This is a genomic window from Bacillus sp. BC05(2025), assembly GCF_056725905.1.
This window is the reverse complement of record NZ_JBWYRA010000001.1, coordinates 653,821-676,915: the sequence shown is the minus strand read 5'-3', so window position 1 is coordinate 676,915 and position 23,095 is coordinate 653,821. Positions and strand designations below refer to the sequence as shown.

The window sequence follows — 23,095 nt, the reverse complement described above, 5'->3', positions numbered from 1 at the left end:
ATCGATAGAACTAGATATGTGAATAGGATACTCTGATTGTTGTGTATAATATTCTGAAAAAGAGGTAGAGCAAATGAAGAATAGACAAAAAGCATCGATAATATGCAAAAGTATTTTATGTTTCATCATTTGTATATTCATTGTGAATGAAGCATGGTTTACAAATGTGGTGAGGGCAGAATCGGGCACGCTGACTGATAGGAGTATAGAGGATTTCAAAAAAAAGCTGGATGAACAGGTACCAAAATGGCAGGAGAATTATGAGGTACCAGGGGTTGCAATAGGGATTGTACATGAGGGACGTATTGCTTATACACTTAACTACGGTTATGTAGATAAAAAGACAAAAAAAGCGATGAGTGATGATACTTTGTTTCAGGCTGGTTCCATATCTAAAAGTCTTACAGCGTGGGGAATCTTGCATCTTGTAGATGAAGGACGTTTATTACTAAATGATCCCGTTGAAAAATATCTGACCAAATGGAAATTACCTAATTCAGAGTTTCATAATAATGAAGTCACAATAAGAAGATTGTTAAGCCATACAGCAGGGCTGTCTGCACATAAAGGATACCTTGGGGTTGCACCAGGGAAACATCTTAATTCTATCGAGGAGTCTCTGGCTGGAAAAGGATGACTTAATGAACCAGTGGAGGTGACCAATAAACCAGGTTCAGAAACAATTTACTCTGGTGGCGGATATACAATTTTACAACTTGTAACGGAAGAAGTTACCGGAATACCGTTTGATCGTTATATGGAAGAACAAATTATGAAACCTTTAGGAATGAAATCTAGTTCATTTTACAACGTCCTGAAAACCATAACCTTTCAAAAGCTTATGGATATTTTGGAGAGGAGCTCCCTAGTTACCAATTTACCGAACAGGCTGCTGCAGGTCTCAAGACAAATGTTACGGATATGATGACATTGATACTTGCAAGTATGGATGCACATAATAAAGGGAATGGTGTCATCAAAAGTGAACGTGTTACGGAAATGCAAAAGCCGGTATTAGGGGAGAATGGTTTAGGTATATTTGAAAAAAACTATCTAATCAATGGAAATTACTTTATCATTCTGGTGACAATCGAGGCTGGCATTCTTTTTATGGTTTTATTCCTAATACAAAGGATGGATTGGTAATCCTTACGAATAGTGAGGGTGGTATAGACTTACGACAGGATATTTACCACGCATGGATTGAATATGAAACTGGAAAATTACCTGAAAGTTACTTCTCTCTAGCTGAGCAGAGAAAAAACAACTTCATTACATCAATTGTTATTGGAGCCACACTTGGTTTATATTTGCTGCTATTTGTAATTAGATTGTACAAAGGTAGAAGAACTTTCATTTTTAAGCAAGAGAAGAAATCCTACATCGGATTAGTAGTTAGGACATTTTTACTTATTATTACTGCTATCCTCGTTTTTTGTGCTACCTATTTGTGGAGAGTTTTCAGCTTGAATTCCGGTAATACAATAAATTTTATTCTAATAATGGTAGGGATTATAACATTATTAATTAGTGGATTTTTCCCGGAAATTAGAAGTAATAAAAACAACGTATGAAAATAAAAGATTTAACATCAAAATTTACATGTATGTAATGTAAAATGCTAGAAAGCTAGATTGGCGTGAATCGCTAATTGTGGTTTGCAAAAAATGACAAAATCTCTTAAAAAACACTTAACTTTTAACTCCATCTATCTTTACAATCCCTCCTTATAATGTGAATTGGACAAGCACCTAAGAGAAAGCAGAACATGTCAGTTTGTACATTCTATTATTAAGGGGAGAATTTGTATGAAAAAGACAGTTGCTTCGTTAGCAGTTATGGCGGCATTATTGCCGACGTTTTCAGCACATGCGGAAGGGAAAGAGCAAGAGCAAGTTCGAAAATCAGCTACAACTTTTAATGTGATTAGTGATATTCAAGGGGATTTAGGGGATTTTGATCACGTATTAAAAGATATGAACAAAGTGACACCACTTTCTAGAGCGCTTATTATGAATGGGGATATAACGCCAACGGGACAGCAGTCACAATATGATGATGTAAAGCGTGTGCTAAACAAAAATAAGCATCCAGAAAATGTATGGTCAACTGTTGGGAATCATGAGTTTTATGCTGGTAAATGGACAGCTGATGGGAAGCTATCTCAAAGTACATGGCCAAATGGTGTAACGGAGGAAACGCTATTCAACCGCTACTTACAATTTAGCGGGCAAGAAAAGGTATATCATAAAAAAGAATTAGACGGTTATCCGCTTTTATTTTTAGGAACGGAAAAATATATGAAATACCACGATTCAAAAATGTGGGATGAAGTATATATGAGTGATGAGCAATTAGATTGGTTAAAACAAAATTTAGAAGAATATAGCCAAAAAGATAAAAATAAGCCGATCTTCATTTTCTCTCATCATGTTTTACCTGATACAGTATCTGGATCGAGACAATCACCGTACTTACAAGATTATTTAAACGTCGATAAGTTGTATGATATATTAAAAGACTATCCGCAAGTTGTTTTCTTCACGAGTCACACGCATTGGGATTTAAACTTGCCAGACTGGGCTGGTAAAAAGAAAATTGCAGGCGGAGATAAAAAAGGATTTACTGTAGTAAATACAGGCGGAATTGAAACGGGCTGGATGTCAGCCGGACCAAATGGCGGAGAGAAGGCTGCTCCTGATGGCTATTCATTTAAACAAGGGCTGCAAGTGAAGGCATACGGTAATGATGTAATCGTAACAGCTTACGATTATAAACGTGATAAGGATATAAAGAAGCTATTAATTAGTGATGCGAAGGCCACACAAATGGCACCAAATGTAACGGCAGATGATAGTAAAAATGTAATCATCGGTGCAACGGAGTATATGGAGTACTCTGTAGAAGGAACGAACGAGTGGCTGAAGTATAATCCAGGAAATCCTCCAAAATTTGATGGGAAAAAGACTGTATACGTACGACATAAAGGCGAAATGAATTTAGAACCAGGATTAACGCAGCTACTTCGATTTTCGGCAAATAAGTGATTGGTAAGGGCCTACTTTTTTATGAGTGGGCTCTTTTTTCTTTGTCGCTTTTTGTCGGTAAGTCGATATCTTATGTCGAATCGTCGATATATTGAAAAAATCGTTGATATATTGAAAAAATCGTTGATATATTTCAAGTTATGAACGATATATTTGAAAAACCGTCGATATAAATTTCATGTACCGTAATAAGGTTAAAATCATTATTATAATTTCATGTACCGTATTGAAGATAAAACCTTTAATACAATTCCATTCACCAAAACCGAATTCCAATACATTTTTACCCCAGAAAGGTGACTTCATCATTTTTACATGTAATAATAGTATCGTTACATACATTGTGAAAGAAGTACAAAGGAGCGTTATTCATGAATTTAGCTAAATTTCCGAGAAAAAAATATACAGAGTCATATACACCAATTGAGAAATTAAACAATTTTTCTGAGGCACTTGGTGGGCCGACTATTTATTTTAAACGAGATGATTTACTTGGTTTAACAGCTGGTGGTAATAAGACGAGAAAGTTAGAGTTTCTAGTTGCGGATGCACAGGCAAAAGGTGCGGATACGTTAATTACAGCTGGTGGTATACAGTCCAATCATTGTCGTCTAACACTTGCAGCTGCGGTAAAAGAAAAAATGAAATGTATTCTTGTATTAGAAGAAGGGCTTGAGCCAGAAGAGAAGCGAGACTTTAACGGAAACTATTTCTTATATCATTTACTAGGTGCTGAAAATGTAATTGTTGTACCAAACGGAGCAGATCTTATGGAAGAGATGCATAAAGTCGCGAAAGAAGTTAGTGAAAAAGGTAATACACCATATGTAATACCAGTTGGTGGATCAAATCCTACTGGTGCAATGGGATACGTTGCTTGTGCGCAAGAAATTATGGCGCAATCATTTGATCAAGGAATTGATTTCAGTTCAGTCGTTTGCGTAAGCGGTAGCGGCGGTATGCACGCTGGTTTAATTACTGGTTTTTCTGGAACACAAAGTAACATTCCTGTAATAGGAATCAATGTAAGTAGAGGAAAAGCAGAACAAGAAAAGAAAGTAGCAAAACTTGTAGAGGAAACGGCAGCTCACGTTGGTATTCCGAACTTTATCTCACGCGAAGCTGTCACATGCTTTGATGAATATGTAGGACCAGGTTACGCATTACCAACGCCAGAAATGGTGGAAGCAGTGCAATTACTTGCGAAAACAGAAGGTATTTTACTCGATCCAGTGTATACAGGTAAAGCAGTAGCTGGACTAATTGACTTAATTAAAAAAGGTACATTTAATAAAGAAGACAACATTTTATTCGTACATTCAGGTGGTTCACCAGCTTTATATGCGAATACATCTCTATTTGCGTAAGTGTGAAAAGCATTGGGTATCCAATGCTTTTTTGTTATATAATGGAATTTTCGGGAGGTGAGGAGAGCGTATATGAGTTCAAATGTAAATTGGATTATATAAACGATACTCAGCATTGCTATTTTACTAATTTTATTTGTGGCTTATGGAGTTTATTTATATTTCAATTAAGTGAAATGGTAACCAAACCAAAGGAAAAATAAAATAATTGCTGTGTTAAATAGAGTAAAACATAAACCGATAATGGCTAAAATTTTCTTCTCAGCTCGGCTCCCCAAAGAGATAACTGATAGTATTATTGCTATAACAGCGGAAGCTAATATGCAATAGGCGAAAGGCACAACATATTCTACTCCAAATCTGTCTAAAATAGGTGTGAAGAGAAAGAGATTAATAGTAACGAATATACTTACAAGAAGAAACGTATAACTTTTCCAACTATATGTTTTTACCTGCATGGAACGACACTCCTTCCTCTTTATTATTTATTTTACAATGTAAGATATTTTGTATTGAAAAGAGGGTATTCATATGAAAGTTAGACATTGGTCTCTTGTTTTTATTAGTATCTGCATATTCATAATAACCGGCTGTTCAAATACACTAGAAAATGAAGGTCAAAGAATCGAAGTGCAAAAACATATTGGTGATAATGAATATGAAGATCTTAAAGTACTGAAACATAATAATGAAGTGTTGCAAGTAAAGAAAATGTTAAATGATACTACTTTTGAAAATAAAAAAGTGGAAATGTCTCGTCCAGCGGATTATCACTTTACTTTTCAATTTAAAAATTCGAAAATAGAGGCGAAAGCTGTTTTGTATCAAATTTGGATAAGCACGAATAAGGATAAAATAGAAATTAAGGCGGGGGATAATCGGTACGCTCAATTAGAAGGAAAGTATGCAGCCACTTTGTTTCGGATTGTTACAGGGGAGAAGTTAGCTGAATAAACGTATATAGGGTTATAGGAATTCAGTTCGTATTTTTCATTTTGAGAGATAATTAGTTTTCAATAATTATAGCTATATATTTATATTGGAATAAATATTGAGAATCGGATAAAATGGAAATTGACTTGATGTGCATGAGGTTTTACGTTTATCCCGCATTAACGGGCAGTAAGACCCCACCTCAAAATTTAGCGGAAGCAAAGAAGTTAGGTGGGGATCGGGCTGCCCGTAAAAGCCCGATTGGTGAGGGCTGATTAAAGTTTCACTTTATATGCGGATTAATGTGTCCATTAATCCGTCAATGAATAATAAACCGAGGAAATATATTGTTTTTAGAAAGATTCGATGTTATGTTTGATTTTCTTAATATAATATTTCGTTTATATAGGAGTGACTATTTGAAGAGTGGCTATTTGAAAAAAATAATATTATTGGTTGTATTGACTACATGCTGCCTCACTATTGCAGGATGTTCTAATAATAGGGTTGCAACAAAGGATGAGTCTAAAACTTCAACACCTGTAAAGATTAAACGTATCAATAAAGCGTGGTACAAACATATATAATAGTTTAAAGAATCTTGAAATTGTTGATGATAAAGATTATAAGGTGAAATTAGTTAGGCCGATAGTAGAGTTTGTGAAACTTGGTGAAAAGCGGGATGCATAGTTCGCATTTAAATTAATAAAATATTCACCAAAAGGAGTCTACATGTAGAACCTTTTTTGTGGATATTTTTCATAAATAGGAGGCATTCTATGTTGCTTGTCTTTAACTTAAACTTTCTGAAAATTATTTTGCTAAGTTAAATATCATCCTTCAAAATTCAGGAAATGTGGAGGCATGTAATAACTCGATTGGTGTGGTCTTTTTTCACTTTATCTACCATGTTTATATATCTTTCTATTAAAAAATCTAACTTTAATCGATTAAATGGAATAAAACTTAGTTAAAAACAATGAAATTTCAGGAAAAATAAGGTACACTAATCAATGGTTTTGGTTTAAAATCAATTGACGTTTATGTATACGGGGGAAAGATTGATGAACAATAATTCAGTAAATGAATCTGTTGAAGAAGTTGAGAAAAAACGGGTAAGATCAAAAAAACGTTTTACAAATTGGAAGCTAATCGCAGCGGGTGTCGGTGTAGTTGCACTTCTAATTGGGGGGCTGAGTTATTATCAGGCAACTCACTTCAATTCGAATGTTACGATTAACGATACAAAAGTCGGTGGTTTGAGCGCTGATCAGGCAATACAGAAATTAAAAACATCTGGATTAGCAAACAAAGTCTATATTGATCAACAACAAATTTTAGATGAACAAGATACAAAAACAGAGCTAACGGAAAAAGATTTGCCACAAGTTAAGAAACTATTAAAAAGCCAGTGGACATTTTTCCCTTCCGCAAAGGAAAAAGATTATTCATTGCTACCGAAAGAAGTAGATCAGTATCGTAGTGAAACGATGAAAAAACTTGTGGAAGAAAAGCTTGTTTCTATGAACGAAAAGTTAAAAGCGCCTCAAGATGCTATGGCGAAGCTCGAACAAGGAAAAGTTGTTATTTCGAAGAGCGTTGATGGAAAACAGTATGACGTAACGAATCTATTAAAAGATTACGATAAGCAGAAGCATAAAAGCGAAATTCATTTAAAGTCTGCATACATACAACCTATTAAAGAAGATGATCCAATCATCAAAAAAGAAGAGAAAGCATTACAAAATCTTCTTACGCAGTCTGTTGATTATAAAGTGCAGGATGAAGTGTATTCATTAAAAGCAAAAGATTTAATTCAAAATGCTACTATGTCAAAGGATATGAAAGTAACAATCGATGCGAGCGACATTAAGAATAAGGTTGCTGAAATTAATAAGGCTAAATCTACATTACATAAAGACTTCGCTTTTAAAACACATTCTGGCTCGGTTATTTCAGTAAAGGGACAAGGATATGGCTGGGCACTAGATGTGGAAAAAGAAACAAAACAAGTTCAACAAGCTTTTGAGAAAGGCGAAAAATCACTTTCTGCTTCTAATATTCACGGGAATGGTTGGGAGAAGGAAGGGATTGGTTATAAAACAACATCGAATAATGGTATCGGAGACACATATGCAGAAGTTTCCATTGCAGATCAGCAAATTTGGATTTATAAAGATGGGAAATTAGTTGTCACAACAAATGTAGTAACGGGTAAACATAGCACGGGTGAAGATACATCCCCAGGTGTATGGTACGTTTTATATAAACGAACTCCATACACGCTAAGAGGTAGTGCAGTAGGGAAAGCTGATTATGCAGTGAAAGTAGATTACTGGGTTCCATTCACAAATAGCGGTCAAGGATTCCATGATGCTGGCTGGCGAAAAGACTGGGGAAATAACGCCTATTTAACAGGGGGATCTGGCGGGTGTGTAAACCTTATGCCTAACGTTGCAAAAACTGTATATGATAGTTTGAACACGTATGATCCAGTTATTGTGTACTAGAAAATAGCTACGTATCAAGAAATAAATAAAGCGGGAAATCTTACTTGACGGTATAGGAAAAAAACACCTCTTGAATTTGCATACGAAGTATGTAAATTCAATGGAGGTGTTTTTATTTGAAAACAAGAGTTCATTGCTTATAAGAAACAAAGTAGGAAGAGGTTGGGATGAAGTAACAGGTATTCCAAAAGTCAATAAAATTGACATTGAATATCATTTTCACTTATTATGGAATCATTGCATTTAATTAGACATGACTTTTTTATTCATATAATAGATTTCTAATAAGTTGTCCCATTTAATAATTTAAACGTAGGAAAGGGTAATAGAAAAATGAACTGGAAAAAAGGCGGATTATGGATTATTATTTTTTTCATTGTAAAAGGTACAATTTCAACACTGTTAATCGTTACAGGTGCTAAATATTTTGATTTATCATTTATGCAACTTTTCGTACTAATACTGGTCTTATTACTGATTTCTCTCATAAGCCGAAAATTGTTGTATAGACATAAACAAAACAAAAAACAAAAAGAGCTAAATATATAATGAACCCCCAGAAACCTTTGGATTTCTGGGGGTTTACTTATTCAATAAGGGGGTCCGCAATACGAATGATACACGCCATCAGTTTTACTGGTTATAAATCAAAAACGCGATAATTTTATTGAATAAATAGAAAATACTGTTCTTTTTCTTTTATTTCATTTAATATCAATAAGGGCACCAAAAAAATAGATAGGGGTGCTAGAATGTACGGTATTATTAATTATGAAGTGTTTTTATTAACAGGGATTCTACTAAATCTAATTCCTGGTGCAGACACCATGTATATTGTGGGGAGAAGTATTTCACAAGGTAGAAAAGCAGGTGTGTATTCTGTTTTTGGTATTATTACTGGTTCTTTAGTTCATACGTTATTGGTTGCTTTTGGTTTGTCTATTATACTTACAAAATCCATTATATTATTTAACACCATTAAGGTTATAGGTGTTATTTATCTTGTATATTTAGGAATTAAAATGATACTTGATAAGACCAATGTAGCTTTTCAAGCCTCATCCAATAAATTGAACATTGGAAAGATATACTTACAAGGACTTTTAACAAGTCTTACGAATCCAAAAGTCTCTTTATTCTTTATTGCATTTCTTCCGCAATTTATAGATACAAAGGCTTCAGGTCCTATGCCTTTTATCATTTTAGGAATTACTTTTACAGTAACTGGACTATTGTGGTGTTTATTTGTTGCTTTTTTCTCTTCATATGTCACAAAAAAATTAAGAGGAAATCAAAAGGTAGGAATGATTCTAAATAAAGTAACAGGGATCATTTTTATTGGTATGGGGTTAAAATTGCTTCAAACGAAGGCTCCACAATAAACCTGAATAATATAAAAATGCCCCCCATTCAAGAGATGTTACCTCGGGTGTAAGCTAATTTCTATATACTAAAAAGTCCCTTCAATTGGAAGGGGCTTTTTGCTTTATCAAAAATTTATCCCGCATTAACGTGCAGTAAGACCCCCACCTCAAAATTCAGCGGAAGCAAAGAAGTTAGGTGGGGGATCAACTGCCCGTTAATGCCCACTTGGTGAGGGCTGATAATCAGTGGGGATGACCCCCCAATGATTAAAGTTTCACTTTATTTCTTCACAGTTAGTTGTCTATGAGAATAGATTTCATTTTTTGTGTTTGGATATTCGCTTTTCTAAGCTTGATGGCAATGTGGTTCTACCCCTAATAAACCGTACAAAAATCTTTCAAATAGCTCTAACTTGCACAATGCTTCCCGTTAATATAATACGCTGATTCTGTGAAAACCGTAAATACAACCTCTACTTCTGGAATTCCAAAATCCATTACATATGTAGTAATGGCCTTGGCAAATCGATCACGAATTTCCTGTCCACGCTCGAACCATTTCACTTCAATAAGAGGAAACGCTTCTATTTCTTCTCCATTGAATACAAACGTAGAACTTGGTAGTTCCAACGTAAAATTATCCGTGCCACACTCACAAATCTCTGCGAGCTCTTCTACTAATGGCTTGCTTATGCGTTTTAATTGTTCAGTAGTAATTCCACGAAATACAACATGTGGCATATGAATCCCTCCGTTAGATAGCTTTATATTTGCTCACATCATAACACAATTTATTTTACTGCACTAACATCTATTGGTATATTTCAATGACATTTTTAAAAATAATCATATGTTATTGAAGCAATACGTGTATTGTAACTATTTAAAACATTTGAGAGCTCGGTAATTGGGTAAATAAAAAAATCCTTATCATTCTCCCTGTAAGGAGGCATTGGGGGAGTCCTCTGTTAGGAAAGGGATAGTACGCTTATATATTTTAAAAAGAAAAGACACCCTAAGATGCCTTCCTCCGACTTGATAACCAATTTAATTTTAATAACATTGGATTCCTATCCGAATGCTATTTTACCACGTTAAGCAATGTTGGTCATTGAGAAAGTCAAATACGTAGTGTTCATATATAGTGACATCTAGGAGCATGCAAAATTTAATACAGTTTTTTATTTATCCAACAACAAAAAAGAATCCTAAAACCGTGCCGGGATAGGAATGTATAAAAAAATGCATAGATTGATAGAACAAAGAAAAGAGGCTTCCTTGTAAGGGGAAGGCGCCTCCTTGTCCTTGCTACTGATAATAATGCGTTATGTAGACAATATTTGTATAGATAGGATATATAGTCCATACCCATCAACTTAAGAATTTAGAACTCCCCCAAAAAATTATGAGTTTTTTGTTACAAGTTATCACAAAATTTTCGTTTTTTGGTAGTTTTATTTTCTTAGCTTGATTGCGATGAGCGGTCCCCCATAAAGGCCCCTGATACATAATTGATGTTCTGCCATTTGTAGAAAACAATCCACTTATACCATTTTAACAAGAAGAAATATCTCGTCCATGTTGTAATATTGGCTTACGTTAAGCTTGTGAAAAAACATATTCATGTATAATACAATTGATGTATGATACATTAGTTGTAGGAGGGTGAACTATTTGAAAAGAGAAGATGCCTTAAAACTAAGAACAGATATTAAGAAAATGATTATAATAACTGGGGTTTTTGAATCTCAAAATTTGTCCAATGGACCATTTGAAAAACCTTTACCAACTTCTCAAATGATGGCGTTAGAGGAACTAGAGGTGGAAAAATTAACTGTTTGGCAACTATCCAATAAACTTAGATTAGAGACTTCAACTGTAAGTAGGTTGGTAGATAAGTTAGTAAAAAAGGGGCTTATTTATCGTGAAGTAAATGAAAAAAATAGAAGAGAACTTTTTCTGCACCTCACAGAAAAAGGTCACATAACTGTTAATTGCTTAAGAGAGCAATCCATTACATTTTATCAAAGTATTCTCAATAATTTATCAGAATCAGAACAAAAAATAGTTGTGGATGGTTTTGAATTATTTATTAATTCTATTTCTAAGCCTCTTGATTAGATTGAGGTAAATCATAACATTTGGAGGGTAAAATGAGTTTGGATTTTGAACGTCCTATTATTGAATTAAAAGAGAAATTTGATGAATTAAAGAAAATTATGAAAGAAAATAATGTAGATTTATCGCCAGAAATTCATGTATTAGAAAAACGTTTAAATAAAATGCAAGATAAAATTTATTCTAATATTACACCTTTTCAACGAGTTCAAATTGCAAGGATACGTAACCGGCCCACCACATTGGACTATATACCTTTATTGTTTACAAACTTTCTCGAACTTCATGGTGATCGATTATATGGTGATGATAAAGCAATGATAGGTGGTATTGCAAAATTTAAAGGGATGCCCGTTACGGTTATTGGTCATCAAAGAGGTAGAAATACAAAGGAAAATATAGAAAGAAATTTTGGAATGGCACATCCAGAAGGTTATAGAAAAGCGCTAAGACTTATGAAACAAGCTAATAAATTTAATCGCCCTATTATTACATTTATTGATACAATAGGCGCCTATCCAGGGAAAGGGTCTGAAGAACGTGGGATTTCTGAAGCGATAGCTCGAAATCTATTTGAAATGGCTACACTTAAAGTGCCAATTGTTTGTATTGTAATTGGAGAGGCATCAAGTGGTGGAGCTCTTGGCATTAGTGTCGGTAACCATATCCATATGTTAGAGTATTCATGGTACTCGGTAATTTCGCCAGAAGGAGCAGCATCTATCCTATGGAAGGACGCTAAGTATGCTCCAGAAGCTGCTGAACATATGAAAATTTCAGCAAAAGATTTAAAACATTTAGGAATTATTGATGAAATCATTCCTGAAATTAAAGGTGGAGCACAAAATGATATAAAATCACAGGCAAAAGTGATTGAATCTGTAATCGAATCATCTCTAAAAAAATTGATACTATTATCCTCGGAAGAGCTTATACAACAGCGGTATGAAAAGTATAGACAAATAGAGAATTATAAATGAAAATATTTAAAGTCCGTATTACATTTCGGAGGATTATCGTAAAAAAATTCTAAAAATTTTGCAAATAACCTCTTAAACTGGGATATGCTGATACTATTACACTACAAAAAGTGTATGATCGGTATGGAAAAGGAAAATTTGTTCAAATGGAAGCATTATCACATACCCATCAATTTAAGAAATTGATTGTTCCCCAAAACGAAAAAATGAGCTGAATTCTCACAAATAACTGTAAAAATGTAGGAATTTCGGTATGGGGGTATCTCAAAGGCTTAGGTTGATGGCAATGGGGTGGGTCCATTTTTAGCAAAACCGGAGTGGAAATGATGAGTATAAACAGTTTTGTGGGATTGATAAAGGATGAATTATTAAAAGAGGTAAGCATAAGAAGTGAGGATGAATTCGAGCCTGTAGTAGTTAAAGATATTCCTAGACTTTGGAAGTGTTTAGGGATGGGGAATTATGCCGCAGTATTTATGCATAAAGAATATAAAGATTGGGTAGTGAAAGTTTACGCGCGAGAAGGAGAAGGAATTGAAAAAGAGTCAGAAGTATACCGAAGAATCGGAAATCATCCTTCTTATTCGAAGCTTATATATAAAGGAGAAAATTTCATAGTATTGAAACGTTTAAAAGAAATTACCTTATACGATGCTATTCATAAGGGGATTAAAATTCCTAAACAGGTAATCCTTGATATCAATGAAGCTTTAGAGTATGCAAGGGCACAAGGATTAACTCCTTGTGACGTTCACGGGAAAAATGTGATGATGGAAAACGGAAGAGGATATGTAGTCGATGTATCTGATTTCTTAAAAACAAAAGAAGATAGTAAGTGGAGAGACCTAGAAAAGGCATATTTTACAATTTATTTGCCCTTCATTTATAAATTCCCTTTCCCTATTAAAATACCGTATTTTATGTTAAACATTGTTAGACGTTCGTATAGAAAATATAAGCAGTTTAAAAAGAAATTTAAATGGTAAAAGGACCACATACTTATCTATAGGTTAGATAAGTGAACCACTAGTAAACAAAAGGACCGTACATTTTAGATATGTCTAATATGTACGGTCCTAATTTTATAACTTTATGAAGTAATCAGTAAGCTTTACATTTTCTTTTTCACGCAATTACTTATTTTCTTCCTCAAACCCTCTATTCTTTTTTTTGTTTATTTCGCAAGAATTGATGCGTTATTTGAGCTCTGTTTGGTTATACAGTGTGGTTTTACTACTCCGGATTCTATTTGCCACACTCTTGAAGTTAATTATATTTTTCGACGTACGAAATAAAAAGATAAGGCCCCCATAATAACAGGTGCAACGAAATAAAAGAAATGGGAAAAATTAAAAGAAAAAAGAAAAAGAAATGGTATAAGTGTATAGATAACTGCTTGTCCTATAAATACAGGAATTCCAAATTGAAATTCTCTACATCGCTTGATTTTCCTGTATAACACTTCCCCGATTAGACAAGCTATAAGAGCTGGTATACTGCCATAAGTGAAGATCGTGTTAATGAATCCTAATACAACGTTCGGGTGAATAAAGCTAGGATGAGAAATATATGAAATCAAGAACCATCCAAAAATAAAAGCAAACAGACTTGCAGCATAACTAATTACAAATTTTATCAACGTAATCATCCTCACAGTTTTCTAAGATTAACTCCATTGTATGACATGAAATCCTATTATTGGTAGCGAGAAAAAAGCGAATCCCTACTCTAAAAAGTATCCACTCAACCTTCTATACTTGTTTTATTTTCTTTGCTCTAGCAAACTTCCAAAAAGCTGCAAGTAGTATGAGCAGCGGTATTCCCTGAATAAAGAGAAATCCTCCCAAAAAATAAAGTGCACGACTAACGGGAGGAGGAGCTGTTGCCGACTCACCCGCGAAATAAGCCCCATAATTAGCCGCTACACCTGCATAATCAGCTATCCCACCTATAAGAAAAGCCGCTGGAATTATGATTAAATTTATCCCTAAACAGATCATTATTGAAGATAGGTTTTTAGCCTTAATTTTTGGTGAAACAGACAAAAAAATAAGAATATTGCAGTGCCGTTTATAAGAAGTAGTGTTATTATAAAAAAATTCCCATAATATCCCTCCATGATTTTAATTGTACTATCAGCAAGAATAACTTTGTATAAATTTGGATGGATAGGGTCTTCATGTGAGGTTAACGTAACGTCTCATTAACAGTAGTCAATGATGCATATAATTTTCGTTTCTGCTTTCTTATCTGATCTGGATAGCGGTGGGTGAGTCGGAAATTGTGAAACACACTCTTAAGTTATTTAATATGAAAAAATGAAATTCTCCTTCTGTAATTTATTCAAATGACTCAATCTCCGCATCTTTTGAATGCCCTGAAAGTGCTAAACATAAGCAAAATAATTAACTATCCCATGCAAGAAAGTTAGGCTAGTTAATCGCATATGTTTTATGGAAGGGATGTGATTGAACTATGGAACGGCCGAATTGGGGAATTGGAGGATTAGTATTCGTTGGCTGCATGTTTCTTGGCGGAGGAGTAGGGTCTATGTTAGGGAATGCCCAAACAGGATGGCTAATAGGAATGGGAGCTGGATTTCTTGGGATGGCTTTAACGAGACTGATTAGAAAGTAATATAACCGGATTCTGCTTCCGGTAAATAAGGAAATATGTATGTAATACATGGCATAATAGCTTTATAAATTATAGTTAGAACCTTCTCTTTTCTAAATTTCTCCATACATAGATATGATTCTCGAGTTGGAGTATGGCACCTTAGGGTGTTTTTTTTATGCTTTTTAAAAATGCCTTACCATATAATAGACTTCGTTAGATTCCGATAATCTTTTTTGTAATAGTATAGATTCATTACCGTTTCAGACTTAAGTATTCATTCATAACCTAACAGTAAAAGGGGGGATGATTCAAGATATGGCGTTTAATGATGAATTAATTTGTCAACAGTTTGCAAGAATTATCGGTGGTCAAGAAGGATTCGCCGGTGGGAAATGTGTGGCAACAATAAATCGGGATGAAATACAAGCAACTATTTTAGGAAAACGTTTTAGAGTAACAACTTCTTTCTCGTTTGAATCACGAGATAATAAAACTGGACGTGCATTATGTCTAGGACGTGTAGCGCTCTTGCAGAAGGAAGTCAATGGATTTGTTGCTACAATTATTAAACAAGGAATAATCGTTTCGTCTATACACAATGAGTGGTTATGTGATGATCCAAATTTGATTTACGTTAATATTGAAGATGTTGATGATCCGCTAAGTTTTGCAAGGAAAGTTAGAAGAGCGTTATGTAGTTAACCGATTTTTTTAGTTAAATGTGCAATAGAAAAGGATCTTCAATTGAAAGATCCTTTTATGCATAAGATGAATGTTTTTCCTTTTGTTTCATTAATTAAGTCTAATTGACTAGCAAACGAACGTAATTTCTGTGCACGAATCGATATAATAATCTTCGCTTTTATTATAGAGTCAGTCTTTTAGTAGAAATTACATATATACGACAAATTGCGACAAAGAAATACATATACTTTTGTTATGCTATGAAAGTTATTGATTTGTAATGTATATATAGGAGGATTTTTAAATGTTAAAGAAATTGTTATTATGTGTACTTATGAGCTTGTGTGTAATGGCTATAAGTGCTTGTAAAGGTGATGAAGAAAAAGTAAAAGTAGCATCAGATGAGCAAAAAATAGATGAAGATAAAAAAGTAGCGGAGGAAGAAAAACGTAAGCAAGAAGAGCAGCAAAGAGTAGAGGAAGAGAAGCGTAAACAAGAAGAACAACAAAGAGCAGAAGAAAAGAAGCGTAAGCAAGAAGAGCAACAAAGAGCAGAAGAAGAGAAGCGCAAGCAAGAAGAACAACAAAGAGCAGAAGAAGAGAAGCGCAAGCAAGAAGAACAACAAAGAGCAGAAGAAGAGAAGTATAAGCAAGAAGAGAAGTATAAGCAAGAGGAGCAGCAAAGAGTAGAAGAAGAAAAGCGTAAGCAAGAAGAGCAGCAAAGAGTAGAAGAAGAACGTAAACAACAAGAGCAGAAGACTCAGCAACAACAGTCTATACAGCAAGAGAGAACGCAAAAACAAGAAAAAACAACACAAGCAACTGGTGGGAAACCAACAAGATCACAAATTTCAGTTGGTTCACATGTAGTTATTCAATTAGATAATGACTATAGTAAAACTGTAAGTGGTGTTGTGAAAGACATTTTGACACATAGTGAAACACATACATACGGCATTAAAGTTCGATTACAAGATGGACAAATTGGCCGTGTTCAAAGTGTTAATTAGTGAAAAAAGATTTGACTACTTTGCAAAGAAATAAACATTACAAAAAACCGGTTCTTTCGTAAAGGAATCGGTTTTTTGTAATTTGAAAGGAAGGGAAACGAACTTGGAGGGAGTACTGGAACCATACAATACATACATTGAAGGGCATGTTTGAGTTATGGATCTATCCTCCCGTTCTAATGAATTAAAAGAAGAACTTCCCCATACTCATTAGACTACTAAGCATACCGATTCCATTCATGGTGCCTTTTCCTAATGTAAGTAAGTTTCCAAACATTCCTGGCTGACCGTTATTCCCCCATCCCATAGGACTTACCTGTCCTCCCCATCCTGGAGGATTTCCAAAAATACCCCAGTTATTATTGGTATTAAATTTAAAAGCTTTAGCTGGTGGCGATAGTAAAGCGGGGAGATGACCTTGTGCGAACATCCCTGCATGATTGAATGGTTGGGCCCAGGGTAAGGGAGTTTTTTGGAAATTACCTACATGGCCTTGTAATGGCGTCCAATTAGCGGGATGTCCTTGTGGCATCATCCCTGCATAATGGATTGGCTGACCTAAAGAGAAGGGAGGAGTTTGAGGATTGAAACCCGTATAATAGGTTGGCGAATCCCAACCAAATGGATAGCCTCGACAACTCCAATTCTCAGGAATCTTCAAATCATTCATTCCCTCAGCCTTAGTGATTTGGGGCTGTAAATATAATGATGAAATTGCAATTTGGTTCGTATATTGCTCACTGTTGCCCTCTGAATTCAAATACCAATATTGGTACATAAGTTTATTCCCTCACTTTAAAAATGTAATGTTAGACTTAGCCTATGTAATATTCCTTTTTATGGATGGTTACATAACTAGATTTACAAGCCTGTATTTAGAGGAATGGGTGTAGGTTTAGTTGATTTATCCTACTATTTGTGGGCAATAAGACAACTCCACTTCAAAATGTAGCCTAATTTTGGTTAGCAAACGCGTTTATAAAGGTTTAATCAATAAAAAAGATTTAAAAATGTTATGTTGAGCAAGTAGAATTACTAAAAAGAGAATATCCAGTTGAAGAGTATGGCAAAATACTGCAAGGATAATATATTCTTGTGCAGATATGAAAACAATTTAAACGAATTAATGGAATATATAATGAAGGGGTAAATGAATATATGAGTGAAACATTACATAAAAGAAAGCCGCCATATTTAATGCTTGTAATCCTTTTTATTGGAGCATTTGTTTCATTTCTAAATAACTCGCTTTTAAATGTAGCTTTGCCATCGATAATGAAGGATTTAGACATTCAAGATTATTCAACGATCCAGTGGCTTTCTACAGGGTATATGCTTGTAAGTGGTATATTAATTCCAGCATCAGCATTTTTAATAACCCGCTTCTCCAATAGGAGCTTATTTATTACATCTATGTTGATTTTTATTTTTGGTACAGGCTTAGCGGCTTTAGCACCTAACTTTAGTTTATTATTGACTGGCCGAATGGTTCAAGCAGCAGGTTCTTCAGTCATGGGGCCTCTGTTAATGAATATTATGCTAGTAAGCTTTCCGAGGGAAAAAAGGGGAACAGCAATGGGGATTTTTGGGTTAGTTATGATTACAGCCCCAGCAATTGGACCGACACTATCGGGTTATATTGTAGAGTATTATGACTGGCGTTTGCTTTTTGAAATGATATTACCGTTAGCAATCATTAGCTTACTGTTAGGAATTTGGAAATCGGAGAATGTCATGAGGCAAAATAAAAATGCAAAACTTGATTATCTCTCATTATTATTATCTTCTCTCGGTTTTGGTGGTCTGTTGTATGGATTCAGTTCTGCAAGTTCCGATGGTTGGACGAATAAAGTGGTCTTAACAACTTTAATTATAGGCGCTGTTGCCTTAACTGCTTTCATTATACGTCAATTAAAAATGAATGAACCGTTATTGGATTTACGTGTTTACAAGTACCCAATGTTTGCACTTGCGTCTGTAATTGCAATTGTCAACGCAGTGGCCATGTTTTCGGGTATGATTTTAACCCCAGCTTATGTACAAAACGTCCGCGGTATTTCACCGCTGAGCTCTGGGCTGATGATGCTTCCAGGTGCGGTAATCATGGGGATTATGTCACCAATTACAGGTAAACTATTTGATAAATATGGCCCTCGTATTCTTGGTATAGTAGGACTTTCCATTACAGCCGTTTCAACTTATATGCTGGCAAACCTGCAGCTCGACTCTAGTCACACGCATATTATTCTTATTTACACACTGCGGATGTTTGGGATGGCGATGGTGATGATGCCGCTTATGACAAATGGTCTTAATCAATTGCCAACTCGCTTAAATCCGCATGGTACAGCTGTTAATAATACAGCTCAACAAGTATCTGGGTCAATTGGTACTGCTATTCTTGTTACGATTATGAATTCTGTAACAAAAACAAAAGCTGAAAGTTTAATGGCTGATGTAGATCCAACAACCTTCACAGAAGCTACGAAGGCAATGTTAACTCAGAAGGCTTTATTATCCGGAATTCAATATTCGTTCTATGTAGCGCTTGGCATGAATATTGTTGCACTACTTTTAGTTTTTTTCGTGAAACGTGTAGATACAAGTGCGGAAGCTGTCGAGAAGTTAAATCGGTAGAGAAAAATAAAACTTTAGATCATGATTCTTATAAGTTTTTACTGTTTAGTTAGACTATGAAGAAATGCGAATTTCTGCTGCTAAGGCGCTGGTCTTTAAAGCTGGAAAAGAACCACTGAAATAATTATATATAGTAAAAAGGATCTGATATTCATATCAGATCCTTTTTTATTAGCGACACAGTATACTTATTTATTTGAATTGATATGAGAAACTACTGCTTTTCCTAATACTACAACCTTTAGCTTTCAATTTCTGATACACATTATCATAATACACTTCATTTTCATTTAGTATTTCTTCTGCAAGTTATACATGTAATAGCAACAAACAAATTAGGTTACGAACCTTATAAGTAATATCATAATCGTGAATAGTTAGGGAAAAGATAAAATAAGGTAATCAATTACATATCTTTATCCCAGGCGATTCATTGCTATCTTCTTTTTATTGAATGGGATATTTTATTTCATGTTTTTTTGAAAGGGTGTTTTTAATGGATAAAAAAGTATCTGCCATTCCTCAACCGAAAACATATGGATTGCTGGGGAATCTCCCATTAATCGATAAAGATAAACCGACCTTATCTTTTATCAAGATAGCGGAAGAGTATGGTCCCATTTTTCAAATTCAAACTTTAAGTGATACCATCATTGTCGTTTCTGGACATGAACTGGTAGCAGAAGTCTGTGACGAAACACGGTTCGATAAAAGTATAGAGGGTGCTTTAGCGAAAGTTCGTGCCTTTGCTGGAGATGGATTATTTACAAGCGAGACTCATGAGCCTAACTGGAAAAAAGCTCATAATATTTTGATGCCTACATTCAGCCAACGAGCAATGAAAGATTATCATGCTATGATGGTTGATCTTGCCGTACAACTCGTTCAAAAATGGGCACGGCTTAATCCGAATGAAAGCGTAGATGTACCGGAGGATATGACTCGCCTTACATTGGATACAATTGGTTTATGTGGTTTTAATTATCGATTTAATAGCTTTTATCGTGAGACCCCTCATCCTTTTATTACTAGCATGAGCCGTGCTCTAGATGAGGCGATGCACCAATTACAGCGGCTGGATATAGAAGACAAACTCATGTGGAGAACGAAACGTCAATTTCAGCATGATATTCAATCTATGTTTTCTTTAGTAGATAATATTATTGCTGAACGTAAAAGTAGTGGGAATCAGGAAGAAAATGATTTACTTTCTCGTATGTTAAATGTGCAGGATCCAGAAACTGGTGAAAAATTAGATGATGAAAATATTCGTTTCCAAATTATCACTTTTTTAATAGCTGGGCATGAAACAACAAGTGGATTATTATCTTTTGCAATCTATTTTTTATTAAAGAATCCAGATAAATTGAAAAAAGCTTATGAAGAAGTAGATCGTGTTTTAACAGATCCTACTCCAACATACCAACAAGTTATGAAACTTAAGTATATACGGATGATTTTAAATGAATCGCTACGTCTATGGCCTACTGCTCCAGCATTCAGTCTCTATGCAAAAGAAGATACAGTGATTGGTGGGAAATATCCAATTAAGAAAGGAGAAGATCGTATTTCTGTTCTTATTCCACAGTTACATAGAGATAAAGACGCGTGGGGAGACAACGTGGAAGAATTCCAACCTGAACGATTTGAAGAGCTGGATAAGGTTCCTCATCACGCTTATAAGCCATTTGGAAATGGTCAACGGGCATGTATCGGTATGCAGTTTGCACTTCATGAAGCAACACTCGTAATGGGAATGCTTCTTCAACATTTTGAATTCATTGATTATCAAGACTATCAGCTGGACGTAAAACAAACATTAACGCTAAAGCCTGGTGATTTTAAAATTAGGATTCTACCCCGAAATCAAACTATTAGCCATACTACTGTTCTTGCGCCTATAGAGGAGAAACTGAAAAACGATGAAACCAAGCAGCAAGTTCAGAAGACTCCTTCTATTATTGGAGCCGATAATCTTTCGCTTCTTGTTCTGTATGGATCGGATACAGGGGTAGCAGAAGGTATTGCAAGAGAACTAGCAGATACAGCTAGTTTAGAAGGTGTTCAAACGGAAGTGATAGCTCTTAACGATCGAATTGGAGGTCTACCGAAAGAAGGAGCGGTTCTTATTGTAACTTCTTCTTATAATGGAAAGCCGCCAAGTAATGCAGGACAGTTTGTGCAGTGGTTGGAGGAATTAAAACCGGATGAGCTAAAAGGTGTTCAATATGCAGTGTTTGGTTGTGGAGATCATAATTGGGCGAGTACTTATCAACGAATTCCAAGATACATTGATGAGCAAATGGCTCAAAAAGGAGCAACAAGATTTTCTAAACGCGGGGAAGCGGATGCAAGTGGTGATTTCGAGGAACAGCTCGAGCAATGGAAACAAAGTATGTGGTCTGATGCGATGAAGGCATTTGGATTGGAACTTAACAAAAACATGGAGAAAGAACGCAGTACTTTGAGTCTGCAATTTGTCAGCCGTCTTGGAGGCTCTCCTCTTGCGCGAACATATGAAGCAGTTTATGCATCTATACTAGAAAATCGTGAACTTCAATCATCTAGCAGTGAAAGAAGCACGCGACATATTGAGTTATCCTTGCCAGAAGGCGCTACGTATAAAGAAGGTGACCACCTTGGGGTGCTGCCAATTAATAGTGAGAAAAATGTCAACCGAATTTTAAAACGCTTTGGATTAAACGGGAAGGATCAAGTCATATTGAGCGCAAGTGGGCGTAGTGTAAATCACATACCTTTAGACAGTCCTGTTCGTTTATATGACCTTATTAGTTATAGTGTCGAAGTGCAAGAAGCAGCCACTCGAGCACAAATACGAGAAATGGTGACATTCACAGCATGCCCTCCTCATAAAAAGGAATTGGAATCATTATTGGAAGAGGGAGTTTATCAAGAACAAATATTAAAGAAACGTATTTCAATGTTGGATCTTCTTGAAAAGTATGAGGCTTGTGAAATCCGATTTGAACGCTTTTTAGAACTTCTTCCTGCGCTCAAACCGCGTTACTATTCTATTTCAAGCTCTCCACTCGTTGCACAGGATCGTCTGAGCATTACGGTTGGTGTTGTGAATGCGCCTGCATGGAGTGGGGTAGGGACATATGAAGGAGTCGCTTCTAATTATTTAGCTCAGCGTCATAATAAAGATGAGATTATCTGTTTCATTCGAACGCCACAATCAAACTTTCAATTACCTGAAAATCCAGAAACACCAATTATCATGGTTGGACCAGGTACTGGAATTGCACCATTCCGTGGATTCTTGCAAGCACGTCGCGTTCAAAAGCAAAAAGGTATGAAATTAGGACAAGCACATCTATATTTTGGTTGTCGTCATCCTGAAAAAGATTATCTCTATCGTACAGAACTAGAAAATGATGAAAGAGATGGATTAATCTCTTTACATACAGCTTTTTCGCGCCTAGAAGGATGTCCTAAAACATATGTACAGCATTTAATAAAACAAGATAGAATCAATTTAATTTCGTTATTAGATAATGGGGCTCATCTTTATATATGTGGTGATGGAAGTAAAATGGCTCCGGATGTAGAAGATACCCTTTGTCAAGCCTATCAAGAAATTCATGAAGTCAGTGAACAAGAAGCAAGGAATTGGTTGGATCGTGTGCAAGATGAAGGGCGATATGGAAAAGATGTTTGGGCTGGTATATGAATGTTTCTTAATTGGATAAGTAATATGTAGCTAATGAACTTCTTATGAATAATTGTTGATTTAAATAATACACTTATTTATAAAAATCCCGTATTTTTATTGAATACGGGATTTTCTTATTTTTAATAAGCTG

General features: G+C 35.1%; 18 protein-coding genes and 2 pseudogenes. 15 read left to right on the top strand and 5 right to left on the bottom strand.

The window, feature by feature from the left end; all coding sequences use genetic code 11:
• The first annotated feature begins 73 nt into the window (after nt 1–73).
• The 3 genes and pseudogenes from ACZ76X_RS03575 (at nt 74) to cuyA (ending at nt 4,414) form a co-directional block, all read left to right on the top strand.
• A pseudogene (locus ACZ76X_RS03575) lies at nt 74–1,612 on the top strand (serine hydrolase domain-containing protein).
• Nucleotides 1,613–1,808: 196 nt separating this feature from the next.
• Nucleotides 1,809–3,047 (top strand): DUF4073 domain-containing protein, encoded by a 1,239-nt coding sequence (locus tag ACZ76X_RS03570; RefSeq protein ID WP_479849561.1) that lies wholly within the window; start codon nt 1,809–1,811, stop codon nt 3,045–3,047.
• Nucleotides 3,048–3,418: 371 nt separating this feature from the next.
• Complete coding sequence (gene cuyA / locus ACZ76X_RS03565) at nt 3,419–4,414, top strand: D-cysteate sulfo-lyase (RefSeq protein WP_479849560.1); 996 nt, start codon at nt 3,419–3,421, stop codon at nt 4,412–4,414.
• A gap of 167 nt (nt 4,415–4,581) precedes the next feature.
• Here cuyA and ACZ76X_RS03560 read toward each other — a convergent pair whose 3' ends face one another.
• The gene (locus ACZ76X_RS03560) at nt 4,582–4,872 is read right to left on the bottom strand and encodes a hypothetical protein (protein ID WP_479849559.1); all 291 of its coding nucleotides are present in this window, start codon (nt 4,870–4,872) and stop codon (nt 4,582–4,584) included.
• Between the two features lie 73 nt (nt 4,873–4,945).
• Between ACZ76X_RS03560 and ACZ76X_RS03555 the strand changes: the two genes are divergently transcribed.
• The 4 genes from ACZ76X_RS03555 (at nt 4,946) to ACZ76X_RS03540 (ending at nt 9,239) form a co-directional block, all read left to right on the top strand.
• The gene (locus ACZ76X_RS03555) at nt 4,946–5,368 is read left to right on the top strand and encodes a hypothetical protein (protein ID WP_479849558.1); all 423 of its coding nucleotides are present in this window, start codon (nt 4,946–4,948) and stop codon (nt 5,366–5,368) included.
• Nucleotides 5,369–6,411: 1,043 nt separating this feature from the next.
• Entirely contained in the window at nt 6,412–7,857 is a 1,446-nt protein-coding gene (locus ACZ76X_RS03550; RefSeq protein WP_479849557.1) for a L,D-transpeptidase family protein, read from the top strand.
• Nucleotides 7,858–8,190: 333 nt separating this feature from the next.
• The gene (locus ACZ76X_RS03545) at nt 8,191–8,406 is read left to right on the top strand and encodes a hypothetical protein (RefSeq protein ID WP_098671258.1); all 216 of its coding nucleotides are present in this window, start codon (nt 8,191–8,193) and stop codon (nt 8,404–8,406) included.
• Nucleotides 8,407–8,609: 203 nt separating this feature from the next.
• On the top strand, nt 8,610–9,239 hold the full coding sequence (locus ACZ76X_RS03540) for a LysE family translocator (protein WP_479849556.1): 630 nt from the start codon (nt 8,610–8,612) through the stop codon (nt 9,237–9,239).
• Nucleotides 9,240–9,629: 390 nt separating this feature from the next.
• On the opposite strand, the gene ACZ76X_RS03535 is transcribed toward ACZ76X_RS03540, so the two are convergent.
• Complete coding sequence (locus ACZ76X_RS03535; protein WP_461302001.1) at nt 9,630–9,962, bottom strand: DUF1904 family protein; 333 nt, start codon at nt 9,960–9,962, stop codon at nt 9,630–9,632.
• A 933-nt stretch (nt 9,963–10,895) separates the two neighbouring features.
• Here ACZ76X_RS03535 and ACZ76X_RS03530 point away from each other — a divergent pair.
• The 3 genes from ACZ76X_RS03530 to ACZ76X_RS03520 all read left to right on the top strand — a co-directional run bounded on the left by ACZ76X_RS03530 (nt 10,896) and on the right by ACZ76X_RS03520 (nt 13,305).
• Nucleotides 10,896–11,342 (top strand): MarR family winged helix-turn-helix transcriptional regulator, encoded by a 447-nt coding sequence (locus tag ACZ76X_RS03530; RefSeq protein ID WP_479849555.1) that lies wholly within the window; start codon nt 10,896–10,898, stop codon nt 11,340–11,342.
• Between the two features lie 32 nt (nt 11,343–11,374).
• Nucleotides 11,375–12,319 carry an acetyl-CoA carboxylase carboxyltransferase subunit alpha gene (locus ACZ76X_RS03525; RefSeq protein WP_479849554.1) on the top strand — a complete coding sequence of 315 codons (945 nt, stop codon included), beginning with the start codon at nt 11,375–11,377 and terminating at the stop codon, nt 12,317–12,319.
• Nucleotides 12,320–12,645: 326 nt separating this feature from the next.
• Complete coding sequence (locus ACZ76X_RS03520; RefSeq protein WP_479849864.1) at nt 12,646–13,305, top strand: protein kinase family protein; 660 nt, start codon at nt 12,646–12,648, stop codon at nt 13,303–13,305.
• 284 nt (nt 13,306–13,589) lie between these two features.
• On the opposite strand, the gene ACZ76X_RS03515 is transcribed toward ACZ76X_RS03520, so the two are convergent.
• Both ACZ76X_RS03515 and ACZ76X_RS03510 read right to left on the bottom strand, forming a co-directional pair.
• Nucleotides 13,590–13,967, bottom strand: a complete 378-nt coding sequence (locus ACZ76X_RS03515; protein ID WP_479849553.1) for a hypothetical protein — start codon at nt 13,965–13,967, stop codon at nt 13,590–13,592.
• A 103-nt stretch (nt 13,968–14,070) separates the two neighbouring features.
• Nucleotides 14,071–14,438 (bottom strand): annotated as a pseudogene (locus tag ACZ76X_RS03510) (hypothetical protein).
• A 356-nt stretch (nt 14,439–14,794) separates the two neighbouring features.
• Here ACZ76X_RS03510 and ACZ76X_RS03505 point away from each other — a divergent pair.
• From ACZ76X_RS03505 to ACZ76X_RS03495, 3 genes are all read left to right on the top strand, one after another.
• Nucleotides 14,795–14,956, top strand: a complete 162-nt coding sequence (locus tag ACZ76X_RS03505; protein ID WP_029442740.1) for a hypothetical protein — start codon at nt 14,795–14,797, stop codon at nt 14,954–14,956.
• 297 nt (nt 14,957–15,253) lie between these two features.
• Nucleotides 15,254–15,640, top strand: coding sequence for a DUF1259 domain-containing protein (locus ACZ76X_RS03500; protein WP_479849863.1), 387 nt, complete (start codon nt 15,254–15,256; stop codon nt 15,638–15,640).
• 286 nt (nt 15,641–15,926) lie between these two features.
• The gene (locus ACZ76X_RS03495; protein WP_479849552.1) at nt 15,927–16,631 is read left to right on the top strand and encodes a YwbE family protein; all 705 of its coding nucleotides are present in this window, start codon (nt 15,927–15,929) and stop codon (nt 16,629–16,631) included.
• A gap of 184 nt (nt 16,632–16,815) precedes the next feature.
• On the opposite strand, the gene ACZ76X_RS03490 is transcribed toward ACZ76X_RS03495, so the two are convergent.
• On the bottom strand, nt 16,816–17,409 hold the full coding sequence (locus ACZ76X_RS03490; RefSeq protein WP_479849551.1) for a hypothetical protein: 594 nt from the start codon (nt 17,407–17,409) through the stop codon (nt 16,816–16,818).
• A 380-nt stretch (nt 17,410–17,789) separates the two neighbouring features.
• Between ACZ76X_RS03490 and ACZ76X_RS03485 the strand changes: the two genes are divergently transcribed.
• Entirely contained in the window at nt 17,790–19,268 is a 1,479-nt protein-coding gene (locus tag ACZ76X_RS03485; RefSeq protein WP_479849550.1) for an MDR family MFS transporter, read from the top strand.
• 496 nt (nt 19,269–19,764) lie between these two features.
• Complete coding sequence (gene cypD, locus ACZ76X_RS03480) at nt 19,765–22,962, top strand: bifunctional P-450/NADPH--P450 reductase (protein WP_479849549.1); 3,198 nt, start codon at nt 19,765–19,767, stop codon at nt 22,960–22,962.
• The last annotated feature ends 133 nt before the right edge of the window (nt 22,963–23,095 follow it).